Below are 21,060 nucleotides of genomic sequence, written 5' to 3' on the forward strand. Positions count from 1 at the left end.
AAACTGATAATCAAACTGCAAACTCTAGGAGGAGCCCCAATGCAATTCGACAAGACCGTGACCGCGCGTGGCCACGATTTCCACTTGACCGGCTGGGTCAAGGAGGGCCACGAAGCCGTCGCAGACGCCTTTGCCGAGAATTTTGCGGTGGAAGAGGAAATCGGTGCTTCGACGGCCGTGTTCGTGGACGGAGAGCAGGTCGCCGATCTTTGGGGCGGCTACCGCGATGCCGACCATTCGAAAGCGTGGGAAGAAGACACAATCGTTTGCATGATGTCGGTTGCCAAGGGGATCTCGGGCATCACTTTCAACGGGCTGATCTCCGAGGGCCTGGTCGATCCGAGCGAAAAGGTCGCGACGTACTGGCCGGAATTCGCCCAGAACGGGAAAGAAGACATCACCGTTGCAATGGTGCTCGACCACACCTGCGCGCTGCCGGTGGTGACGGAACCGCTGTACAAAGGTGCGATTTTCGACTGCGATCTGATCGTTTCGGCTTTGGAAAAGCAGGCCCCGCTTTGGGAGCCGGGCACAATCGCCGCATACCACATCCACACGCAGGGCAACCTGCTGGGTGAAATTGCGCGTCGCGTGACCGGAAAGCGGTTCAAGGACCTGATTCAGGAGCGCGTGATCCAACCGCTCGGCGGCGACTACAAGATCGGCGGTCTGACAGAGCACGAGATCGAGAACCGCGTCGCAACGCTCGTCCCGACGCTCGCCGGCACGCTGCTGGAGCGCAAGGACACCGAGCCCGACACCCTGCTCGCCAAGGGCTTCGCACAGCACCCGGACGAACCTATCGGGGACACGCTCAATTCCCACGGCTGGCGCACGGCAGAAATCGCCAGTGCGAACGGACACGGCACGGCGCGCACCATCGCCAAGGTATATGGCGCGGTGTCGCGTGGCGGCAGCCTGGATGGTGTCACGATTATGGCGCCGGAAACGGTCGAGGACATGATCACCGAACAGCATCACCAGTACGAGCAAATGCAGCAGCGACACTACCATCAGGGTCGCGGCATCCTCTTGAACACGGAAGAAGCGGTCTGGATGGGGCCCAACCCCCGATCCTTCGGCCACCACGGTTTCGGCGGCTCGATCGGTTTCGGCGACCCCGACGCGAAGATCGGCTTCGCCTATGCCTGCAACAAGCTGCACGCGCGCGGCGACAACGGCCCGCGCGCACGCCGCATCATCGAAGCGCTCTACGCAGGGATCTGACCATGGCGCCCACCACACAGAACCGCGTTGCGGCCGTCACCGGCGGGGCCGGCGGCATCGGGTCCGCCACGGTGGCGCGGCTACGCGCTGCCGGATGGCAGGTCGCAATCCTCGATCGCGACATGGATCTTGCCCGCAAGATCGCGGCCGAGACCGGTGGCGTCGCACACGAGATCGATCTTGCCGACGGCAACAGCATCCGGTCCGCCGCGGACTGGGTCGAGGCCAACATGGGCCCGGTCGAAGCGCTGGCCTGCGTGGCCGCGCATCTTGAAAACCCGCACAACCCGCAGGATCAGGATCCCGACGAATGGGAGGCGATCCTCAAGGTGAACCTGACAGGCACGTTCAAGACGCTGAATGCCTTCGGCAATCCGATGCGCCAACGCGGCAAGGGCGCGATCGTCACGGTCGGCTCGATCACCTCGACCAATTCGAGCCCGCTCATGGCCTATGGTCCGACCAAGGCCGGGATCATCAACATGACGCAGAACTTCGCCGTGGCATGGGGACGTGAGGGTGTGCGGCTGAACGTCGTGCACCCCGGCCCCACCCGGACACCGGCGGTCGAGGCGAGCTATGCGCGCGGTGAGCGCAGCCCGGACGTGATGATCCGGCAAACCGCGCTCGGCCGCCTCGTGATGCCAGAAGAAGTGGCCAACGCCATTCATTTCCTACTGTCGGACGAAGCTGCGGCGATCACCGGCATCGAGATGACAGTAGACAGCGGAACGCGCGCGACCGGGCTGTGGTCGCTTTACGGCGGCGTACCGGACAACAACGCGGGCTGAAGGCCCCAAGGGAGGACAAGATGAGCGACAGACATGCGGGTCAGGTCGTCCTGATCACCGGCGCAGGGCGCGGGATCGGGGCGGCGACGGCGAAACTGCTGGCAGCCAGAGGCGCGGCGGTCGGCGTTCTGGACATCGACGAAACCCTCGCCAAGGAAACCGCCGCCGCGATTACCGAGGCCGGAGGGCGCGCCATCGCCCTGACCGCCGATGCGTCCGACAGGGCGCAGGTGATGACGGCGGCCGAAACGCTCGCCGGGCAGTCCGGGCCGCTGACCGGTATCGTCAACGACGCGATCTGGATCCGCTACGAACCCGTCGAAGCGGTGACGGACGAGGTACTGGGTCGCATGCTCGACGTCGGTGTCAAAGGGCCGTTCTGGGGCGTTCAGGCGCTGCTGGCCCAGCGTGCCGAGGGCGAAGTTGCAATCGTGAACATCACCTCGCCCGTGGCCGAGGTCGGTTCTGCCGGCACCTCTTCCTATACCGCGATCAAGGGCGCAATCGCCGCGGTCACCCGCCAGCTCGCCGTCGAGCTCGGCCCGCAGGGAGTGCGTGTGAACGCCGTCACGCCCGGGGCCGTTCCGACGCCCGGCGCGCGGACCATCGTGGACGAGGCAGGTTATGACAAGCGCCGCGCCCAGACCCCGCTGGGGCGGCTCGGCACGGAAGAGGATATCGCGGCGGCGATAGCCTATCTCCTGTCCGACGACGCGGGTTTCGTCACCGGCACGATCCTACGCGCGGACGGTGGCATCACGATCAAGTCCGTTTGAAATGACGAACTGTCTGCCCCTTATCCGTGTCGGCCGAGAACCGGGGCATCCCGCGTTATTCGTCGCGGGGACCGCCCTCGGGGATCGATTTCAAGGCGGCTTTCGCGGCGTTCTGGACGTGGTCGAGGCACAGCTCCCAGGCCAGATCCTCGTCGCGCGCCTCCAGCGCATCGCAGAAAGCCCGCAATTCGCGGATGGATTTTTGGGCACGTTCCGAGCTGGACAGCGAAACGACACGAAGCTGGGACGCCCGCGTATGGATGCGGCGCAGCATGTCGGCGGCGACCTCGTTGCCCGCGCCGTCCAGAAGGATGTCGTAGAACCGGCCCTTCACGTCGATGAAGTTTTCGGCGGAGAAGTTTTCGTAGACCACCGCCAGTTCCTCCACGCTTTCGCGCAGCGCCTTCATCTGTTCGGCGGACGCGTTGCGCGCGAACAACCGCGCCGCCAGCCCTTCCAGCATCTGGCGCACCTCATAAATCGAGCGCGCGGTTTCCTGCGTCAGCACGGAAACACTCATGCCCTTGTTCGGCTTCAGCGTGATCAGCCCATCGGCCTGAAGTTCGCGCAGAGCTTCACGCAAAGACGTTCGGGACACGCCCATCACGTCGCACAATTCCCGTTCGATAAGGCGTTCGCCGGGTTTGAAGTGGCCCGTCACAATCGCCATGCGAAGTCGCTCGGCCACCTGTTCGCGAAGTCCTGGCAGGGTTTCGACACGAAGGTTCATATCCTGGGGCTTGGACGGGACTGGCATGAGGTGGCTCCTTCGCGCTGGCGGATAACGAGACCGGGGCGGCTGGCCGCCGGTCAGGAGGGGGGGTGACGACCTGCAGAGCAGACCGCTTTCCCTAAAATTGTATTTTGTATGGCAAAAAGACAAGGGTCAGAAGCAATGAAGGACAAACAAAAAACCGTAGGAGAGCTTTTCGACGAGGGTCTGAACCTGCGCCGGGAGGTGCTGGGGGCGGACTACGTCGACGGTTCGATGGAACAGGCCAACGATTTCATGATGGAGTTCCAACACATCACGACCGAGTGGTGCTGGGGCTACGCCTGGGGCCGCGACACGATCGACCGCAAGACGCGCTCGATGCTGAACCTCGCCATGCTGACCGCCCTGAACCGGGCAGCTGAGATCAAGCTGCACGTGCGCGGCGCGGTCAACAACGGCGTCAGCGTCGAGGAAATCCGTGAAACGCTGTTGCACGCGACAGTCTACTGCGGGATTCCTGCCGGCCTCGATGCGTTCAAGGCGGCGAACGAAGTCCTGAAAGACATGGGAAAGGTCGACTGACCCATGGGTGTTCTTCCGCATGTAGAGACGCTCGGCACAGATCGAGATCAACTTGACCGGCTGAGTGCGCAATCCTGGGCGGTGACCTCGGAGCGGGGGCTCGAGGTGCTGCATTTCGCGCCCGCCGCCGAGACGTTGGAACACAAATCACTCGCTAAAGGCGTATCGTTCCAGCGGCGGCTCGACGACCTCGGCATCACAGATGGCCCCGCGCGCGACGACTGGGAACAAATGCTCGTCACCACGGAAGGCGCCCATCGCCGCGCGCTGCGCCGGCCGTTCGCGGTGCTTCTCGCCGGACCGCAGGTCAAGAAGCTGACGGGCGAAGTGCGGCGCATCGTCGAGGGCATTCTCGACGAGATCCCCGAAGGGCGTGAGATCGACGTGATGGGCGACATCGCGTGGAAGGTGCCTTCCCGGGTCTATTGCCACTTGGTCGCCGCTCCCCTGGATCAGGCGCCTATGGTCGCGAGCCTGTCGGACCGCACGCTCGCCCCGGTCCTTACCGTCGACCGCTCGCGGCGTCAGGACAGCATCGACGCCTTCAATACGACACGAGATTTCGTTCGCGAACATCTGGGCGCGCGCCGGCGCGAAGGTCTGGGCGACGACTTTGCGTCGATTATGATCCGTCAGCAGATCGAGGGCCTCCAAACCGAGGAAGAACTGATCTACGAAGGGATCGCTCTGCTGCAGGCCAGCGTTGACAACACGGTTCACCAACTGGGACTGGTATTGGGCACGCTGCTTTCGGACCCCACACGGTGGCAGGCCATCGTTCAGGACGCGTCACTTATCCCGGCCTCGATCGAAGAGGCGATGCGCCTTACTCCGCGGTTCAACACCGTATTCCGTCAGGCACATGAAGCGACCAAGTTGAACGGCCATCCGCTCGACGCGGGGGAGTGGGTGTTCGTCTCAACCCTAGCTGCCAATCGCGACCCGGAAAGGTTCGTGGATCCGCACGATTTCCGGCTGGACCGGCGCATGGTCCGCGCGCTGCAATTCGGCGGCGGGCCCTATTCGTGCCTTGGCCAGACGCTTGCCCGGATCGAATTGCAAGAGGCGGTATCCGCGATCTCGGAGCGTTTTCCGAACCTCGAGTTGAATGCACCTTGGACAACCCACGTTACCAACGCTGTCACCGAGGTCTCCAAGCTTTCTGCAAAGACCTAGCCGCGAAGGCGCTTTGTCAGGTTGTCGATGATGATGCGACCAGGCGGGTCCCCGTCCTTTTGAACATTGAAAGCTTTTCTCGGATCAAGGGCTTTAGGTGGTGCTGGCAGGCTAATTCGAACCAGTCTCAGCTAGGGCAGGTTCGCTGTCCCTTTTCCGCACAGACATCGCGCCACTGGGAAAGCGCGGCGGAGCGGTTGGCTAGGTAGGCGCTCTGCTAAATGGGCTGGGTTCTTGATCAGAGTAGTGCGAGCCCAACGTTTGGAGCGGCGAAGCCATTTTCACCTTCAAACTGATGTCTCAAACAGCCTTTCCAACAGGCCACGTACGCTGGATACATGCCACCTTCCCCCGCGCCGCGCGAGCACACCCCGCGCGTTCAACTCCTGCGCAACGGCCCGGAGAGTCGTGTATCCATCCTGTCGTAGTTCCTCGATTATCGGCCGGAGCGCCTCTGCAAAGTCATCAGCATTTGCGGAGACCGTTTCACGTAGCGCCGCAGCGCCCTTCCCTGCCCGCCTCAGAGCAGCCGCGCCGTTCGGATTACCCAGCTTCACGCCTCGTGCCTTTGCAGCAGCAAGAGCTTCCTTGGTCCGCTTCGAGATGGCCTCTCGCTCTTGCTGGGCGACGAGCGCCATGATCCCGACCGTAAGGTCATTGGCCTCAGGCATGTCGACCGCGATGAACCTCACACCGCTGTCGCGCAGGGTCAGGAGGAAGGCTGCATTTCGAGATAGCCGGTCAAGCTTGGCGATGAGGAGAGTTGACCCGGTGATTTTGGCAAGGTGGAGCGCCTGCTGCAGTTCAGGCCGGTCTGCCTTGCGTCCGCTTTCCACTTCCGTGAACCGGGCCACCATCTTGGCGCCCTTTGATGCCGCGAAGTCGTCAATCGCCTTGCGCTGGGCCTCGAGCCCCAATCCCGACTTCCCTTGCCTTGCGGTCGAGACCCGCTCGTAGGCGACGAACTTCGGGGCAGCATCGGCCATGTACAAACCTGCGCAACGTTGGTTTGGCAGTTTTGTACGATACGAGGCGGCCGTAGTGTAGACGCCTGACGGCTCTCACAATCGGGCAGAGTCCTCATCGATCCGGATGACCCCCGGTTTTTGATCTTGGTCCGATCGATCACCCGGAAAGACAGTCACGAGCTCGATCTTCGTGATCGGATCGGCGTTCGGCGCAGACTCCAGTCCCAGGCGCGACCGGGCTGCGGGCGTCAGGCCCAGCTCCGCCATGAACCGGCCCATGAGTTCCATCTGTTTGTTTGCAACCGCGAGCCACGGTGACTGTTGAACATAGCCACTCGGGGTCTTCAGGAGAGAGGGCGTCTCGGCGAGTTTTTCTTCTGCTTCGACCCACCGCGCATAGGCCTGGCAATAGGCAGCCAGCACCGACCGGTCGGCGAGGGTCAGGATACCTGCCTCGTGAAGCGGCGTCGCCAGGCGCCGCCATTCCTTGTAGGCCACGTCGTTCAGATGGGACGGGCACCGCGGCAGCGCCTTGAGCGAGGTTGTCGCGAGGCTGCCAGGTTGCGCATAGGGTTTCCTGCCGCGTCTCATGTCTGATCCAGCTCTTCGCGTGTTTCCGGCTTGGCTTCGATCTGCGCAAACTCCCTCTCGGGAACACCAACGCGTTGACCGCGCCGGGCAACCTCATCGAGCAGGTTGCTCAACCGATCCCGTGCACTGCCGTGATCCTTGGGTGAAACTGCCTCTCGGACCGGCTGATCCCGCCACCCCGCCTGTGTCTTCAGGTAGAAGATGGATGAGGTCGTGTCCCCTGCCCGGGCTTTCTGGAGCAGCCCGTTGGCGACGTGGGCTATCGCCTTCGCCTTTCCCCTTTTGTAGCGCGCAAGAACCTCCTCGTCCCGCTCGCAGATCGCGCGGAACGTATTGCGGGCGATACCGAAGTAGTCGGCGATCTGGTCCTGGTTCAGAAGCGCCGCGAGCGTCTCGACCTCGCGGCACTGGTCCTCAGTCAGAACGATGCGTGGGCGTGCCATTAGAGCACCTCACGGCGCCGGCGACCAAAGCGCAGCTGGAACCCGGCAAACGGCACGCCGAGGACCAGGCACAGGGCGCCGGACAGCAAAGCCGTGAGAAAGGGCAGGACCTCGGGATGCCGGCTCATGGTGCGTTCCCCCGATCTGATGCAACCGTCGCGAACGCCTGCCCGGTTTCTCCATGCTTCGCGGCCTGCCCGGTTAAGTCTGCCAACGCAACACGCAGACGTCGACATAGGCCGGATCCAGTTCGACGGCCAAACACATGCGCTTCGTGCTTTCGGCTGCGATGATCGTGGTCCCGGACCCCGCAAAGGGCTCGTAGACCGCCTGCCCCACGTTCGAGTTGTTGAGGATCGGCCGACGCATGCATTCGACGGGTTTCTGGGTGCCATGGACGGTCTCGGCATCCTGATCCCGGTTCGGGATCGACCACAGTGTCGATTGCTTGCGATCGCCGCTCCAGTGACCCTTGCCGCGCACAGCGTACCAGCAGGGCTCGTGCTGCCAGTGATAGTGCCCCCGGCTCAGAACAAGCCGATCCTTGGCCCAGATGATCTGGGAGCGGATGTCGAAACCTGCCGCCGTCAGGCTTTCCGCGACCGTCTTCGCGTGGAGCGCACCATGCCAGACGTAGGCCACGTCCCCCGGAAACAGCGCCCAGGCCGCCCGCCAGTCGGCGCGGTCGTCGTTGAGCACCTTGCCGGTCCGCCTAGTCTTCGAAGCGCCAGCCTCATTGCGCCAGGCCGGATCGTATTCCACGCCGTAGGGCGGATCGCTCACCATGAGATGCGGCTGGACACCATCGAGTAACCTGTCCACCGTCGCCTTGTCGGTCGCGTCGCCACAGATGATCCGGTGGTTGCCCAGCAGCCAGACATCGCCAATGCGCGAGACCGGCTCGGCCGGCACCTCCGGGATGTCCTCTTCCTTCAGATCGTCGGTACCGAGGCTGAGAAGCTCGTCGAGCTCAGCGCCATCGAAACCGATGGCGTCCAGATCGACCCCAAGCTCGGAGAGGTCACCGAGTTCCAGAGACAGCAGTTCCCGATCCCAGCCCGCACGCTCGGCCAACCTGTTGTCCGCGAGAATGTAGGCGCGCTTCTGGGCCTCGGAGAGATGCCCGAGTTCGATCACCGGAACGGTTTTGAGTCCAAGCTTGTTCGCCGCGAGCAGCCGCCCATGGCCCGCGATGACCCCGTTCTGGCCGTCGACCAGCACGGGATTGTTGAACCCGAATTCCCGGATCGACCCGGCGATGAGCGCCACCTGTTCGGCCGAATGCGTGCGCGCGTTGTTGGCGAACGGGATGAGTGCCTCGACCGGCCGGTCTTCGATCTGATGTGCGCCTGGAACTGCCATCGAGGCCCCCCGCCTGAATGAGTGCGCCCTGCGCGGGCCCGTTTCCAAGATGATAGCACGGGAGTTAAGTCTTTATAATATAGACATAATTACGAAACACCCGCCATTGACCGAAATTCAAACGGCGGTTGGCCCAACTGCGCCTCAGAGATACTGACGCAAGAAGTGGCCAAGCGAACGTGCGGCACATGGGCATGTTTTACATCTGTCGCGCCTGCATGCCGTAAGAAGAACGCGCAGAAGAAGCGGGCATCCACAGTTTAGGCAGCAACGCTTCAACTGCCAGCCAGAGCCTACGCCTACTCCAACTCCGGGTTCCGGTCAGTTAAGACTATTGGGCCCGAAGAGTGGACAACAATCGTTTCGTCCTGCGACCACGCTCTAGCGATAGACCCAGGCTATCTCGCATGAATCCAAAGTCGCATTGGTTTGCGAGAACGATGTGCCGGAATATCAGGAAACTACGAAACGCCAAGTATCGGCAATTCAAGTCGGAAGTTGGTTGCGGTTCCATGGCACGCTACGGATAGTCGCCCCCCGTGCGCTTTCGCTATCGACGATGCTATGTGCAGGCCGAGGCCGAGACCTTCACTGGCTTCGTTGCCCCGCCTAAATGGCCGAAAAAGCGTTTCCTGGACATCTGTGGGGATCGGTTTCCCATGGTTTTCAACTTCGATTATGGCCTTCTCATCGCAACTCTTTGCAGTGACTTTCACAGGTGTCCCCGGGGTCCCGTGCGTGATGGCATTAGAAAGGAGGTTCGACACCGCTTGTCCAATTCGGTCCGGATCGCAGTTTACCGGATGCGTCAGTTCGACATGCAAAAGGATTTCCTTTTCGGGCGCCGTGACCCGGATTTCGTCAACGACGTGTCTCAGCGTTTCCAACAGTGGAGAGTCTGGAACGCAGATCACGGCGATACCGTCGCCGAGCCGAGATTTCGCGTGCACCATCATATTGTCGATCAACTCGTTCATTCGGTGAAGCGAGGCGCGCATCAGGACGAGCAATTCGCGCCCGCGGCTAGTCACCGGTTCCTTGTCGAGTTGCCGGACGCCCGCTCGGAAAGCGGCAACTGGATTTCGCAAGTCGTGGCCGAGGATTGCTACAAACTCTTCTTGTATCTGTGCCAATTTCCGTTCGTGTTCGATCAGTTGCTCCTGAGCCTCCAATCGTTCCTCGGTTTCTAAACTGCGCCCGATAAGGTCGGAAAACATCTTCAGCATCGCCACAGCGCGGGGACTTTTCACGTCCTTTGGTTCTGTGTCGATTGCGCAGAGGGTTCCAAAAAAGCTACCGTCACTGCGATAAACTGGCACGGACGCGTAACTGACGATGCCGAAGGCTGCGGCAATGGGGTGGCCCTTATACTTGGGGTCAGTCGTGGCGTCATTGAAGATCACCATCTCGGACGTTTCCCGTACCGTCTGGCAAAAGGTGGAGTCAATGGCGATCTCATCTCCTTCTGCGAGACCGAATTTGACCTCGTCGATTGTGCGACACGCGACCCATCTGTCAGCCGTCACGCGAGCCACCCCAGCAAAGCGCATGTTTGTCGCGAGCATGACGGTTTCGAGAATGGTCGTGATGAAATCACTCCCCGCCAGACGTTCGATATCGGACTGAAAATCGTGCGTCCCGTTCAAGTACGCACTATGGTCCTGTAGTTCGTATTGGGGCTCTTGTCCGGGCATCGACACCACCTGAAGTATTCGTTTCAGCAATTCAAAGAAACCTACAACCAAGGCAGGCAAATGGGTAGATGCCTTCCGCCTTGCAGTTTCTATTGGCTGAAAAGCGAAGCACACGCGTCCATCGACACGACTGTTGCTCCTAGCTCAGTCGCTGGTGCATTGTTGAACCGCTCCATCCTGACCCACTCGGTCGTCATCCGGTTGCAACTCGGACGAGCCGCGGATCAACCAGCAACTTAGGACTAGGCATGAAACCAAGTCTGGAGATACGCATAGGCTCGGCTCACGATGACGACCTTGGGAAGTCCCGATGACCGAAGTGTTCTTGGCCGATGGAATCCACTTGGAACCATGGGATCCAACGACATGTGTTGCGACCGCGACAAGGCCAAATTATCAATGAGCTAGCACTCTAACTCGAGAAAATCCTCAAGAGGCCCAAGGCTAGAAACGAGTCTGCCTCGGATATCTGCACAATGCTCCCTTTCCCAATAGGCCGTCTGCCAACCGTGTCCCCGCCCGGGGCGTCGATAGGCAGCCGATTTAAGGGTCATTTCCCTATAAGAGTTACTCATAGGGGTTTGACCCTTAAATGCTGCCCTCTTGAACGCCAGCTTGGCTTCGTTTTCGTTTGCAAAGAGATTTGGGTGGATCCGGGATGCATCCGCCGGGCTGCTGACCGCGACCCCTGCCATCAACATCCGCTGTATTGCATCCGGTCTGACCAATTCCCAAGGGACGAGGTCGTCGTAGATGAGCGGCAATGCGACGTCTGCCAGAACGTGGACGTCCAGTGGCGCCTCAGATGAGCGGTTCACGCCCCTGCCCCGCCCAATGGCCTGGATCAGTTCATTGTCGCAGATCGCCGCGCGAAGGCGCTCGGCATCCTCATCCGAATGTTGAATGACCGGAACCCGCCCCCGCGCACCAGACCTCATCCAGACCGCCGCCTGCGTCTTCTCGTACCTGCCTTCAATCGACGTGCCCCAGAGCGCCCCGGCCTGAGCTTCCAGATCTTCACTCGACGGCAATGGACGCCCGATCACGATGAGGGCTCTGACATCACGATAGCGGTCGAGCCCGGCGATGGCGTTGAAATGCGCCACGTCAACGTTACGGATCCCCGCGAAGGATTGCTCAATGGCCTTGTAGGTCACCACCAGAACGCGCCCGTCCCGGTGGCGAAGCGCCTGCCATCTCACATAGTCGACGCATTCCCTGAGCCTGTTTCCGCGCCTTGCGTGTTCTTCCTGGCTCAATCCGGGCCCGGGGCAGATCATGGATTTCCCAAATTGCCCGATGATGTGACGGACGTGCATGTGGGGTGCGGCCACATCAATGCGCTCAACCTCAAGCCCGGGGAAGATGCTCCGCGCCAGCTCGGGCCGCAGCGTCGCGTCGAGGTGCAACACCGGTTTGCCACGGAGGCCGGCATGAAGGGTCTTGGGGGCTCTTAACTCGATCGACAGCTTTCCCCCCATTTCAGCGATGCGGAGCCGACCAGAGGTTGTCTCACCGCTCGCCAGGAATTTCGCGACGGCCTCCCACACCTCCGCCAGCTGATCGCATTGCGCATTAAGCCCTACCACCCCGAACTGTTTGTTTCGATCGCTGGGGGCGAGGCCCGGCTCGAGGTGCACGGCCTGCCGCCGCGCCCGTTCCGTGCGAGCCGCCCACAGGCAATCATCGATGGTCAGTCCGGCGTCAGTCAGATTATCTCGTCGGACCGGTCCGCGACCGTTTCGCAAGAGGGCCTCGGCGAGTCGGACCCGCAGCGCCTGCAGATCGGCGGTGGCTCCTGCACCTGATCGCAGGCCTCCGACTGAGCCAAGGCCCGCAAGCGGCAGATCCATGAGAGCCGTCAGTTCGAACTGCGCTTTCATGTCCGTCGCCCGCGGCCAGACCGCTTCGTCGACGAGGAGCAGCGCAATATCATCGTGATCGAAGCCGAAGCCTGAGTACAGCGCATCATATGGCGCGACCACGATGCCGGCCGCGCCGACCTCGCGTTTGTTTTGTTGCTTGGCGCAATTATGGTAATGCACACAAATGGCTCCCTCCCGGCCAGCGCAGGCCGTTTCCTGAACCGACGACCGGGCGGAAACGGCCGCGCGAACCATCTCGATGTCCCGGCACATCGGCGCGCCGGTCACGGGATCGGTTCGCTCGTAGCCTCGAAGAACTGCGACATCGGCCCCAGTGGCAGCCCAGTTCTGCGCGACCTCCTCCGACAGGGCATGGGAGGGCGTGAACACCATGATACGATGAGGTAGCGCTTCCGCCTTGAGATCGTGCTGCAGTGTCAAGAGCGCCTCACGCGCTGCCCGCGATTTGCCGAGGCCCACGGTTGCCCGGATCCCCAGCAAGGGAACGGGCTCGTCATTTGACGCCACATGCCAGGCTGCAACCCGGGACACGAAGGCCTCAAGACGTTGGGTCAGCCGTGCGCGTCCTTCATCCACGGAGAGTGTTGGCGGGTCATAGGACGTCTCGAGCAGGTGTTCCGAACTGCGGGGCGGCAGACGCCCGTCACGGCGCAATCGAAGTTTGTCAGCAACCTTCCGAGATGCGTCCCAATATCCATACTGCCGGCCGCCGGATTTCCGCGGGCGTTCAAGGTCGGTGGTTTCTACGAACCGCGTCCAGACCGCGTCAGAAAGGGCGTCCGGATCAAGCGCGTTGTCCCGATCAAGGGCGTCATGAACTGCATGGAAAGCAATGGCACTCAGCCAGGCATCCCGCCCGTCACTGACGAGCCCAGAGGCCCCGCGAACCGGAGACATGAGGGTAGCGGCAACGAGTCCTGTCCGAGGTCTCGTTTGTTTCTCGACACCAAGCACAGCCGCGACGTCCGCCAGGAACGCCCCGACCATCGCCTCGGTGACCACCGGCAAGTCCGAGAGAGGCACATCCAAAGGCGTGTCACCGTCAGGGTAATAGTAGACCCTGCCTGTGCCCGGATGCCGGCCGAAGGCCACAAATTGCTGGCCCCGTCCGAGCACCTCAACGCACCCAACCTTCATTTTCGCAAACGGCGCGTCGGTTCGGTAGAGCATCAACCGCTTTGGCCACTGCCCTACGCGGAGCATCGTCGCGCCCAGTCGCTCTTCGGCGAGCGCCTGAACCCTGTGTGCCAAATCCGGGTCGCGTTCGTCGATGTCGATTGCGACCAGACGGCCGGTGCGCAGCCCGACGCCATGCGCGGCAAAGGTCCGAGCCCAGTCCTTTACCTGGTCTGCACCGATCTCGACACGGCTCCATCGACTGGGCGCAGGGCGTTTTTCGCCCGGCCGGATCGGCAAGGGTTCATAGCCCATCTCCACCAATTGGGGACCTGCATCGGCGAAAGTGGCGTGGCCAGCACATACGGGGCGGCCGTTGGCCACCCGTCGCGTGTCTGTTTGGCTTTCGTGGCGGCGCTCACTCGGCGCGGCCACCAGGACCTACCGGATCGTGCCGCGCAGACCCGCGGCCTCGAATGCGACAATATCGTCAAGGCGGTACCGAATGGATCCGCCAAGGACCAGGTAGGGCGGGCCATAGTTCTCGGCCCGCCAGCGTTCCAGCGTTCTCGTGCTCATGTTCCAGCGCTTGGCAAGCTGGGATTGCCGCAGCATGGGCGCATCGCGGTCAGTCGGGGCAAAGGGATGCGCCATCAGCCGGTCACCTCCACGCCCGGAACCGCATCCACCTTGCGGTAGACTGCAAAGAGCGGCGTCCCCGCATCGGTCTGCTCGACATAGTGAACCTGATAGTCGTCTTCGCGATTGAAGACGAACTGCAGGTCCCACAGCCGAAACAGCCCCGGGATCTGCCGGTACTGTTCAAGCTCATGCTCCATCACCACCTCCGTGTACTCTGCGCGACTTGATCGTCGCGCCTGTCGGGGAAAAGCCGGAGGGCCGAGCGGATTGGGACAGGCTGGGTTTGCCATCGTCGATCAAAGCTGCGAGGCGCGCGAGAGCCCTCTGGTAGCGCTTGCGGGCGGCGTCATGGGAAAGGCCAAGCGCTCGGGCCGCCTCCTTCTGACTGAAGCCAAAGACCGCAACAGCGACGACGAGGTCCGCGTCGGACCCGATATGGGCCCGAAGTTTGTTGCACAGGTCTCTCGGGAGCGGCGGCGTATCCGGATCTGGGGCTGGGAGCGCATCGTCAATTTGATCTTCACGCCTCCCCTGTGCTCGCACCAAGGCACGTTTTAGGTCCCGCTCGACGTTACGCAGCAGCGTTGCCGCGATCCGGGAGACAGCGTTGAGATCGATGGAGCCGATGCCCTGCGCCAGTCTGCCCACAAGCTCTCCAGCCAGCAGATCCTGGTCGCCTCGATAATACCGGGCCAGACGTCCGCGGATCGCATCCAGCCCGGGCCAAAGAGCAAGCGTCAAAACACTGGCGGCCGTGCGCTGCGGATCACCTAGACATTGCGCGTGATGGACGAGAGCGCGCAGGACACCGTTCTTCTCGTCTGGGTCGCCGCCGGGCCCGTGGCAAAAGGCAATCAAATCACCCGGCGCCTCGAAACGCGCGAGCTCGGGATGCTTCGTAGCCATGACCCGAAATTCTGCAATGAAGGGTGTACGCGCGGTTTGATCGATGAGGTGCGCGTGGACCTCGTGCCATCTCTGGGACACGTGACGCCTGCCTTACGGCCGGGCGTCAGGCGCCTCCTCATGGCCAGGTCAGGGCGTCGCGCGCCTCTCGGGAAAATGGAGAAAAGCGAAGGGCGGCTCAGAGCCGCCCTCAGCATGGGATCAAGTTTCGTTGAGAGTGCCGCAGCCGCGGCAGACCGCCGTCATCGGTCTCGGGGCCCGGTAACAATGACCGCGCGCGAACTGGATCAGCACGACCGATCCGTGCCGTAGGCCCAGCATCTTGCCGCAGCACGTGCACCGCCAGTCGGAGCCTGCGCTGGCGGTCGGTGCCGGAGCGTAATTTCGGGACTTCCTCTGCATTTGTCGCCTCCGTAGAAAGGATGGCGAATCAAATGACCGACCGACTCGGAGTTAGTCAGACCCTCCGGTCGGAGTTGAGTCGGAGTTGGCGTTCATGGGGCAATCTCCCATGCGCCTGTCCTTGGCGACCGAACATATTCCGATTGCAGCTTTTTCCAGAGCACGGATCCAAAGATGTTTTGCAGAGACTGCCCCTCAATCCCAGCTTGGAGATCTCGTGTTGCGACTGGTACCGGGCCGGCGTTGTAAGCGTCCACCAAACGCTGAATCACGACGAGGCGGTTTTTCCCAAGGATGTCGATTGACGGTTTGCCGGGAATGTAGAGCGTCCCCGAGTTCTCACCGGTCTTTGCCAGGGCAACCGATTGACCGCCCATCGCTAGAACCCGATTGCGCCGGAACACGGTCCTGAGTGTTTCCGCATTGAGAGCTAATTCCGATGACCCGACCGGTACGTGGCTGATGGCCGGCGTCAGAACGTTGCCGGCCAAACATGCGCCGGCCGAGTTGCCTGCTTGTATGACCAAGCCCAGTCCCAGGTTGCTCCGCGTACGTAACGCGGTGTCGACTTCCGCGCGAACACGTTCATTGTTCAGAGACCGTGCGAGATAAACGGGAACTGCGCGGTCATCGATCTCCATTGTGCCCAAGGCGATAAGGTCCGAGCCAATTTCTTCAACATAGGGTGCGTCTAGAACCCCGACGATTTGCTCGCGAAGATGCTCTTCAACCCACCGATCTCGCACACGGTACAGTCGATAAGTCTCGACCGAAGTCCCAGGCGCCACTTGCCCTTCGCTTGGACCAAGTGCCGCGTTTTCAGAACTTGCAAATATTCGCGCGTCCGTTTCATGCTGATCGTCTTCGTCGACCAAATCGATATCTTCCCAGCCGATCGGGACCAGAAAACCGAGCTTCACCAAAAGGCCCGCATCAACGCCGCGGGAGACGAGCCACGCACCCGTCACCTTTTCAGCTCCGATATCCCAAAGCGCCAGAATGGAAGGAAGAACCGCAGTAGCCTCAGCTTTCGTTGGTGCCTGGCCCTCCTGGAGAATGCCCCAGTGTCTCAGTAAGCGATGCCCCATTTCTCGTTCAAAAGGATCATCCAAGCTCAACAGACTGCTCGAATTCCGATCGGTAATCGTGAAGTCGAGTGTCTTTTCCTCCATAGAACCCGAACGCCGATAGCGGACAGCGATTTCGACGAAACGGATCGCGACCGCACGCTCGAATATCATTGCGAGCCCCGGTTGGCTCTCGACCACCTCAGAGAAATCTTGGGAGATGGACGTCGACAGTGCTAGCCGGTTCGCAAGGTTCTTCACACTGACCTCAGCTCGGATAACCTGCGCCCGCAAGATCTGCGCCCCGTCGTCAATAGGTTGCTCCAGGTCGAAGCTTTCAAAAAATCGCGATAAGTCATATGCTTGGAAATCAACAGGTTGGCTGGATGGCTCTTGTTCGAGGACGTTCTCGATGAAGCTTTCTGCGATCGCGTGACGCAAGACTCTCGTCTTGGCCCGAACATGCACCCGACCTGTTGACGGCGTGAACACCACAACGGCCTCGCCGGGTGGTCGAAAATAGATCCGCGAAGTATTGCCCTCGTCGTCCAGGTCTCGGACGCTGGTTGGAGGATCTGGGTGTGAAATCATGTACATTTCGGACGCCGGTTCATCGGCGTCCTCGGGAATATCGAAACGATCAACTCGGTATCCTGCTCCCCGATCCAAGCGTTCGGCGAGGTCAGCAAGCAATTTGTCGACACTATAGGTTTCGCGATCTGGACCGGACACGCCTACCGCTTCCGCCATGAATGTCTGATAATGCTTGTCGTAGCGCCTAAAGAGCCGCTGGTGCAGGCTGTTTTGCGTCGCCTCAAACAGGTTGGGTTCATGAACATAGCACCACAAACTGCGGGTGAGTTCGTCCCGCTGAGTTCGCAGTATTTGCAACCGGTCCGAGCGAAGTTTGGTGCTTGCTAACCCCTCGAGTGCATACTGGCCCCGATCTGACGCGACCGTCACAATTCCGGCCGCTTCCGTCTCCAACGGTTTGAGCTGTTCCTTTTTTTCTTTTTGCAGCATTTCGCCTGCGTTCGGAACATTCTCGTCGCCAGGATTGCCCGATCGGTATGCTTCCAGCCACTGAAACCGCTCGAACGTTCTTAGATCAAGAAACTCAGAAATCAGCGCTGGTTCGGCGTTTTCGAATAACCGCGAGAGATTTGGACAGGTCTTTGCCGGGGCACGTACCATAATCGCCTCCGAGAATATCAATTCTAAAATGGCCAACGCTTTGCGCGGATTGGCCTCTATTTGACAACTTCTTGTCCCACCGGGTCAATGAAAACGGCATTTCTCCCGAAAGGAGATCTGCATGAAGCGCCCCAACCCGATCAATGCGAACCTTCTTTCGCCCGCCGAACGCCGCACTGAATTGTGCGACCTGCTCGCCCTCGGCCTGGTGCGTCTCCAATTAGCCAATGGAACGCAGCTATCTGACGCAAATGGAGAAAGTTCCCTACACTCTCCGCCCGACCAATGCCGTCATGCAACTCCAACTCACGAGGAGAAGACATGACAACGCACGACTCCATTCCCGCGCGCCTGGCCGCGCTCAAGACCACCTCGACAACCGACCTGAAGGCGCAATGGCGGGACCTGTTCGACAGCGAGCCGCCTCCCTTCAATCGCCGGTTCCTTGAAAGCCGCCTCGCTTACCGCATTCAAGAACTCGCCTACGGCGGTCTCAAGCCCGAAACCGTCAAACGTCTGGAGCGGCTGGGCGCGGAACTAGACGGCGGCGACCGCAAGAAAAGCCGGAGGCGCGCGGACCTTATGCCGATCACGGGCACACGATTGATCCGAGAATGGCAGGGCGTCGAGCATGTCGTCACCGTCACAACGGACGGCTTCGAGTGGCAGGGCCGACCCTACAAGTCCCTGTCCGCGATCGCACGCGCGATCACCGGCACGCGCTGGAATGGATGGGTCTTCTTCGGGCTCAAGAACAGGAGACGGTCATGACTGACAAGATCACCCGAAAGCTGCGCTGTGCGGTCTACACCCGCAAGTCTTCTGAGGAAGGCCTCGAGCAGGAATTCAACAGCCTTCACGCCCAGCGTGAGGCCTGCGAAGCGTTCATCGCCAGCCAGCGCTCCGAGGGCTGGGTGCTGGTTCGAGATCAATATGACGACGGCGGAATCTCCGGTGGCACGCTCGACCGCCGTGCCCTGCAGCGCCTTATGCAGGACGTCGAAGACGGTCTCGTCGATATCGTGGTCGTCTACAAGATTGACCGCCTCAGCCGGTCCCTCTCCGACTTCGCCAAGTTGGTCGACGTGTTTGACCGCAACGGCGTGACCTTCGTGTCGGTGACGCAGTCGTTCAACACGACGACTTCCATGGGTCGGCTGACGCTCAACATCTTGCTTTCATTTGCTCAATTCGAGCGGGAAGTCACTGCAGAGCGCATCCGAGACAAGTTCGCGGCAAGTCGCAGAAAAGGGATGTGGATGGGAGGTGTTCCTCCGTTCGGATATCGGGTCGAGAACCGAAAGCTCCTGATCGACGAAGAACGCGCTGAACACGTTCGCTGGATCTTCGACCGCTTCCTCGAAATCGGATCCGGGACCGAGCTTGCCCGCGAACTGGACAAACGCGGGGTCAGGAATGCGGGGGGCAACCGGATCGACAAGAAATTCCTATACAGGATGCTGAACAATCGGACCTACATCGGCGAAGCGGTCCACAAGGGCGACAGCTATCCCGGCGAACACGACGCCATCATCGACCGCAAAACGTGGGACAAGGTTCACGCAATCCTGCAGGAAAGCCCACGCAAGCGGGCCGCCCGCACTCGCGCCGAGACGCCCGCGTTGCTGAAGGGGCTGCTGTTCGGACCGGACGGCGCAGCCTTCTCGCCGACGCACACCCGAAAGAATGGCAAGCTCTACCGTTACTATGTCAGCCAGACGGTGCTGAAGCATGGCGCTGGGTCGTGCCCGGTCGACCGCGTGCCGGCTGGTGAAGTTGAGGCTGCGGTCATCGAACAACTTCGCGCCGTCTTCCGCCAGCCCGAGATCGTGGCGGGGACATGGAAGGCGGCGCGAGCCCACGCCGACGACATTACCGAGGCCGACGCCCGCGCGGCGCTGCAGCAGCTTGACCCGCTGTGGGACGAACTCTTCCCCGCCGAGCAGGCCCGCATCGTGGCGCTGCTGGTTGAGCGCGTGGAAATCGGCACGGATGGGCTGAACGTCCGTCTGCGGGTCGATGGCCTCGGCAGCCTTGCGCGAGAGATGTTGGCTGGAGACATAGGGGCGGCAGCATGACCCGCGGCATGCCCATCCCCGAAACGGTGACGGTGCACGTCCCGTTCCGCGTCGTGAAGCGCGGGGGGCGGAAAGAGATGCATCTACCCGACGGCGCCGCGCAGTCGCGCCGGACGGATAGCACGCTGGTCAAGGCGCTGGCGCGGGCCTTCCGATGGAAGAGTATGCTGGAGACGGGCGAGTTCGACACCATCACGGACCTGGCCGAGCGCGAGGGAATCGCGCCGTCCTACATGACACGTGTCTTGCGCCTGACGTTGCTTGCACCGGAAATCATCGAGGCGATCATGGATGGGAAGCAGGGGCCGAAGGTGACGCTGGCGTGGGTGTTGGAGCCGTTTCCCATTGTGTGGGAGGAGCAGCGGGCTCAATTCTACTGAGCGACGCTGACGGCCCATTCCTGCCGTTCTAATCAGGCTCTGACGCCGCAGGGCACCGCCCCAGACCGGGAATTCGCAGCAGAGCCGAGACCGCCAAACTGATGGTTTCCGGCGTTGATCCACTTTCCTTTGGGCTGAACATAGAACCCCTTGGACCGGGCCCTTCCGAAATGCACCGGGCTTTCAAAAAATGACCACGTACACTGCATTGTCGTATGCCGATCAGTCGACTCGGTTCAGCATCACATCAAGGCGCACCTCGCGTCGTTCTTGAAAGCTCAGGTCCAGTGAAGCTTCGAGCTCGAACAGTCCACGCTCCATCAGATGCCCACACCGCCGGCTCCGCCCACGCTCGATTTCTTCCACGAGCGCGCTGTGGAATTTCGCGAACGAAAAGGCGGTCGAAAGGCTCGGGTAAGTCGCCTGTACGAGGGCGGTTCGAAGGATCAGAGGTTCGAGCGCTTCCGTTAGCGCGGCGTTGTGGGCCGACATGGATAGCGTTCGGTGGAAGTCGCCTGCCAGTTCGATCTTCGCCCGGATCTGGTGATTGCCGAGTTTCTGCTCCTGCCGCACGATGCCCTCAAGCTCTTTCAGTTTGTGCGTGAGCATCGTCCGGGTTGCGATTTCGGTCGTGACGCTTTCGATCGCGCGACGGGCGGCTATAATGTCGGCGGCATCCTTTGGCGTCGGCCGCGCGATGAATGCCCCGCGGTTCGGGATCAGGTCCACGAGCCGGATGTAGGACAAGCGTTGAAGCGTCTGCCTGATCTTCGAGCGGGGCACGCCGTAGATTTCCGCGAGGGTTTCTTCGCCAAGCTTCGTCCCGGGCGGAAGGTGACCGGCCAGGATTCGGCTTTGCAGGTGGTCTAAGATTCCGTCTTCCAGCTTCGCGTTCGAACTCAAATCCATATCCGTCGAGCATCTTCTGTGAGCCAGCCCGAGGGGCCTAGCTCAAATTTCGGACAAAGATTGTGAACAATCCGGTTTGCTATCGTTCACACCTTTCTGACCGTGACCTTCTGCCGGAAGCACCGCAGCGTCAATCAAACAAGCGACAAGGACCG

Annotated in this window: 21 protein-coding genes and 1 pseudogene; 9 read left to right on the forward strand and 13 right to left on the reverse strand. The window is 61.2% G+C overall.

Annotation, left to right across the window (positions count from 1 at the left end; genetic code table 11):
* Positions 1-39: 39 nt before the first annotated feature.
* From HOY44_RS00090 to HOY44_RS00100, 3 genes are read left to right on the forward strand one after another with little or no spacing between them, the layout of a single operon-like run.
* The gene (locus HOY44_RS00090) at positions 40-1,227 is read left to right on the forward strand and encodes a serine hydrolase domain-containing protein (protein ID WP_287432353.1); all 1,188 of its coding nucleotides are present in this window, start codon (positions 40-42) and stop codon (positions 1,225-1,227) included.
* Between the two features lie 2 nt (positions 1,228-1,229).
* On the forward strand, positions 1,230-2,018 hold the full coding sequence (locus HOY44_RS00095) for an SDR family NAD(P)-dependent oxidoreductase (protein WP_287432354.1): 789 nt from the start codon (positions 1,230-1,232) through the stop codon (positions 2,016-2,018).
* Positions 2,019-2,038: 20 nt separating this feature from the next.
* Positions 2,039-2,794 carry an SDR family NAD(P)-dependent oxidoreductase gene (locus HOY44_RS00100; protein WP_287432355.1) on the forward strand — a complete coding sequence of 252 codons (756 nt, stop codon included), beginning with the start codon at positions 2,039-2,041 and terminating at the stop codon, positions 2,792-2,794.
* 55 nt (positions 2,795-2,849) lie between these two features.
* Here HOY44_RS00100 and HOY44_RS00105 read toward each other — a convergent pair whose 3' ends face one another.
* Positions 2,850-3,551, reverse strand: coding sequence for a GntR family transcriptional regulator (locus HOY44_RS00105; protein WP_287432356.1), 702 nt, complete (start codon positions 3,549-3,551; stop codon positions 2,850-2,852).
* Between the two features lie 138 nt (positions 3,552-3,689).
* On the opposite strand from HOY44_RS00105, the gene HOY44_RS00110 reads away from it, so the two are divergent.
* A complete protein-coding gene (locus tag HOY44_RS00110) occupies positions 3,690-4,091 on the forward strand; it encodes a carboxymuconolactone decarboxylase family protein (RefSeq protein ID WP_287432357.1) in 402 nt (133 codons plus the stop codon).
* Between the two features lie 3 nt (positions 4,092-4,094).
* Positions 4,095-5,267: a cytochrome P450 gene (locus tag HOY44_RS00115; protein WP_287432358.1), complete on the forward strand. Its 1,173-nt coding sequence runs from the start codon at positions 4,095-4,097 to the stop codon at positions 5,265-5,267.
* A gap of 287 nt (positions 5,268-5,554) precedes the next feature.
* Here HOY44_RS00115 and HOY44_RS00120 read toward each other — a convergent pair whose 3' ends face one another.
* From HOY44_RS00120 to HOY44_RS00170, 11 genes and pseudogenes are all read right to left on the reverse strand, one after another.
* Positions 5,555-6,253, reverse strand: coding sequence for a recombinase family protein (locus tag HOY44_RS00120; RefSeq protein WP_287432359.1), 699 nt, complete (start codon positions 6,251-6,253; stop codon positions 5,555-5,557).
* Between the two features lie 75 nt (positions 6,254-6,328).
* The gene (locus HOY44_RS00125) at positions 6,329-6,826 is read right to left on the reverse strand and encodes a phage terminase small subunit P27 family (protein ID WP_287432360.1); all 498 of its coding nucleotides are present in this window, start codon (positions 6,824-6,826) and stop codon (positions 6,329-6,331) included.
* The gene (locus HOY44_RS00130; protein WP_287432361.1) at positions 6,823-7,269 is read right to left on the reverse strand and encodes a hypothetical protein; all 447 of its coding nucleotides are present in this window, start codon (positions 7,267-7,269) and stop codon (positions 6,823-6,825) included. The genes HOY44_RS00125 and HOY44_RS00130 overlap by 4 nt, the downstream gene beginning before the upstream one ends.
* Complete coding sequence (locus HOY44_RS00135) at positions 7,269-7,397, reverse strand: hypothetical protein (protein WP_287432362.1); 129 nt, start codon at positions 7,395-7,397, stop codon at positions 7,269-7,271. Before HOY44_RS00135 ends, HOY44_RS00130 begins: the two co-directional genes overlap by 1 nt.
* Positions 7,394-8,631: pseudogene (locus tag HOY44_RS00140) on the reverse strand (site-specific DNA-methyltransferase). Before HOY44_RS00140 ends, HOY44_RS00135 begins: the two are co-directional and overlap by 4 nt.
* A 461-nt stretch (positions 8,632-9,092) precedes the next feature.
* Positions 9,093-10,325, reverse strand: a complete 1,233-nt coding sequence (locus HOY44_RS00145) for a GAF domain-containing sensor histidine kinase (RefSeq protein WP_287432364.1) — start codon at positions 10,323-10,325, stop codon at positions 9,093-9,095.
* A 404-nt stretch (positions 10,326-10,729) separates the two neighbouring features.
* A complete protein-coding gene (locus tag HOY44_RS00150; RefSeq protein WP_287432366.1) occupies positions 10,730-13,762 on the reverse strand; it encodes a bifunctional DNA primase/polymerase in 3,033 nt (1,010 codons plus the stop codon).
* Positions 13,763-13,768: 6 nt separating this feature from the next.
* Positions 13,769-13,981 (reverse strand): helix-turn-helix transcriptional regulator, encoded by a 213-nt coding sequence (locus HOY44_RS00155; RefSeq protein WP_287432367.1) that lies wholly within the window; start codon positions 13,979-13,981, stop codon positions 13,769-13,771.
* Entirely contained in the window at positions 13,981-14,166 is a 186-nt protein-coding gene (locus tag HOY44_RS00160; protein WP_287432368.1) for a hypothetical protein, read from the reverse strand. Before HOY44_RS00160 ends, HOY44_RS00155 begins: the two co-directional genes overlap by 1 nt.
* Complete coding sequence (locus HOY44_RS00165; protein ID WP_287432369.1) at positions 14,156-14,875, reverse strand: RNA polymerase sigma factor; 720 nt, start codon at positions 14,873-14,875, stop codon at positions 14,156-14,158. The genes HOY44_RS00160 and HOY44_RS00165 overlap by 11 nt, the downstream gene beginning before the upstream one ends.
* 494 nt (positions 14,876-15,369) lie before the next feature.
* On the reverse strand, positions 15,370-17,538 hold the full coding sequence (locus tag HOY44_RS00170; RefSeq protein ID WP_287432371.1) for a hypothetical protein: 2,169 nt from the start codon (positions 17,536-17,538) through the stop codon (positions 15,370-15,372).
* 121 nt (positions 17,539-17,659) lie between these two features.
* On the opposite strand from HOY44_RS00170, the gene HOY44_RS00175 reads away from it, so the two are divergent.
* Genes HOY44_RS00175 through HOY44_RS00190 form a run of 4 tightly spaced genes read left to right on the forward strand, consistent with a single transcriptional unit; the run spans position 17,660 to position 19,996 of the window.
* Complete coding sequence (locus tag HOY44_RS00175; protein ID WP_287432372.1) at positions 17,660-17,863, forward strand: hypothetical protein; 204 nt, start codon at positions 17,660-17,662, stop codon at positions 17,861-17,863.
* Positions 17,860-18,309: a DUF2924 domain-containing protein gene (locus HOY44_RS00180; RefSeq protein WP_287432373.1), complete on the forward strand. Its 450-nt coding sequence runs from the start codon at positions 17,860-17,862 to the stop codon at positions 18,307-18,309. Before HOY44_RS00175 ends, HOY44_RS00180 begins: the two co-directional genes overlap by 4 nt.
* Positions 18,306-19,616, forward strand: a complete 1,311-nt coding sequence (locus HOY44_RS00185; protein ID WP_287432374.1) for a recombinase family protein — start codon at positions 18,306-18,308, stop codon at positions 19,614-19,616. Before HOY44_RS00180 ends, HOY44_RS00185 begins: the two co-directional genes overlap by 4 nt.
* Complete coding sequence (locus HOY44_RS00190) at positions 19,613-19,996, forward strand: ParB/RepB/Spo0J family partition protein (protein ID WP_287432375.1); 384 nt, start codon at positions 19,613-19,615, stop codon at positions 19,994-19,996. The genes HOY44_RS00185 and HOY44_RS00190 overlap by 4 nt, the downstream gene beginning before the upstream one ends.
* Before the next feature lie 222 nt (positions 19,997-20,218).
* Here the strand turns inward: HOY44_RS00190 and HOY44_RS00195 are convergent, their stop codons facing one another.
* Entirely contained in the window at positions 20,219-20,905 is a 687-nt protein-coding gene (locus HOY44_RS00195; protein ID WP_287432376.1) for a GntR family transcriptional regulator, read from the reverse strand.
* Between the last annotated feature and the right edge of the window lie 155 nt (positions 20,906-21,060).

The organism is Maritimibacter sp., from assembly GCF_016774595.1.
Classification (GTDB): Bacteria; Pseudomonadota; Alphaproteobacteria; order Rhodobacterales; family Rhodobacteraceae; genus Maritimibacter; species Maritimibacter alkaliphilus.

Excerpts from the sequence above, each read along its gene's own strand:
- HOY44_RS00135 (WP_287432362.1), bottom strand. The coding sequence starts at position 7,397 with ATGAGCCGGCATCCCGAGGTCCTGCCCTTTCTCACGGCTTTGCTGTCC.
- HOY44_RS00165 (WP_287432369.1), bottom strand. The coding sequence starts at position 14,875 with ATGGCTACGAAGCATCCCGAGCTCGCGCGTTTCGAGGCGCCGGGTGAT.
- HOY44_RS00090 (WP_287432353.1), top strand. The coding sequence starts at position 40 with ATGCAATTCGACAAGACCGTGACCGCGCGTGGCCACGATTTCCACTTG.
- HOY44_RS00115 (WP_287432358.1), top strand. The coding sequence starts at position 4,095 with ATGGGTGTTCTTCCGCATGTAGAGACGCTCGGCACAGATCGAGATCAA.
- HOY44_RS00195 (WP_287432376.1), bottom strand. The coding sequence starts at position 20,905 with ATGGATTTGAGTTCGAACGCGAAGCTGGAAGACGGAATCTTAGACCAC.
- HOY44_RS00095 (WP_287432354.1), top strand. The coding sequence starts at position 1,230 with ATGGCGCCCACCACACAGAACCGCGTTGCGGCCGTCACCGGCGGGGCC.
- HOY44_RS00105 (WP_287432356.1), bottom strand. The coding sequence starts at position 3,551 with ATGCCAGTCCCGTCCAAGCCCCAGGATATGAACCTTCGTGTCGAAACC.
- HOY44_RS00120 (WP_287432359.1), bottom strand. The coding sequence starts at position 6,253 with ATGGCCGATGCTGCCCCGAAGTTCGTCGCCTACGAGCGGGTCTCGACC.
- HOY44_RS00170 (WP_287432371.1), bottom strand. The coding sequence starts at position 17,538 with ATGGTACGTGCCCCGGCAAAGACCTGTCCAAATCTCTCGCGGTTATTC.
- HOY44_RS00130 (WP_287432361.1), bottom strand. The coding sequence starts at position 7,269 with ATGGCACGCCCACGCATCGTTCTGACTGAGGACCAGTGCCGCGAGGTC.
- HOY44_RS00155 (WP_287432367.1), bottom strand. The coding sequence starts at position 13,981 with ATGGCGCATCCCTTTGCCCCGACTGACCGCGATGCGCCCATGCTGCGG.
- HOY44_RS00160 (WP_287432368.1), bottom strand. The coding sequence starts at position 14,166 with ATGGAGCATGAGCTTGAACAGTACCGGCAGATCCCGGGGCTGTTTCGG.
- HOY44_RS00175 (WP_287432372.1), top strand. The coding sequence starts at position 17,660 with ATGAAGCGCCCCAACCCGATCAATGCGAACCTTCTTTCGCCCGCCGAA.
- HOY44_RS00100 (WP_287432355.1), top strand. The coding sequence starts at position 2,039 with ATGAGCGACAGACATGCGGGTCAGGTCGTCCTGATCACCGGCGCAGGG.
- HOY44_RS00190 (WP_287432375.1), top strand. The coding sequence starts at position 19,613 with ATGACCCGCGGCATGCCCATCCCCGAAACGGTGACGGTGCACGTCCCG.
- HOY44_RS00125 (WP_287432360.1), bottom strand. The coding sequence starts at position 6,826 with ATGAGACGCGGCAGGAAACCCTATGCGCAACCTGGCAGCCTCGCGACA.
- HOY44_RS00180 (WP_287432373.1), top strand. The coding sequence starts at position 17,860 with ATGACAACGCACGACTCCATTCCCGCGCGCCTGGCCGCGCTCAAGACC.
- HOY44_RS00185 (WP_287432374.1), top strand. The coding sequence starts at position 18,306 with ATGACTGACAAGATCACCCGAAAGCTGCGCTGTGCGGTCTACACCCGC.
- HOY44_RS00145 (WP_287432364.1), bottom strand. The coding sequence starts at position 10,325 with ATGCCCGGACAAGAGCCCCAATACGAACTACAGGACCATAGTGCGTAC.
- HOY44_RS00110 (WP_287432357.1), top strand. The coding sequence starts at position 3,690 with ATGAAGGACAAACAAAAAACCGTAGGAGAGCTTTTCGACGAGGGTCTG.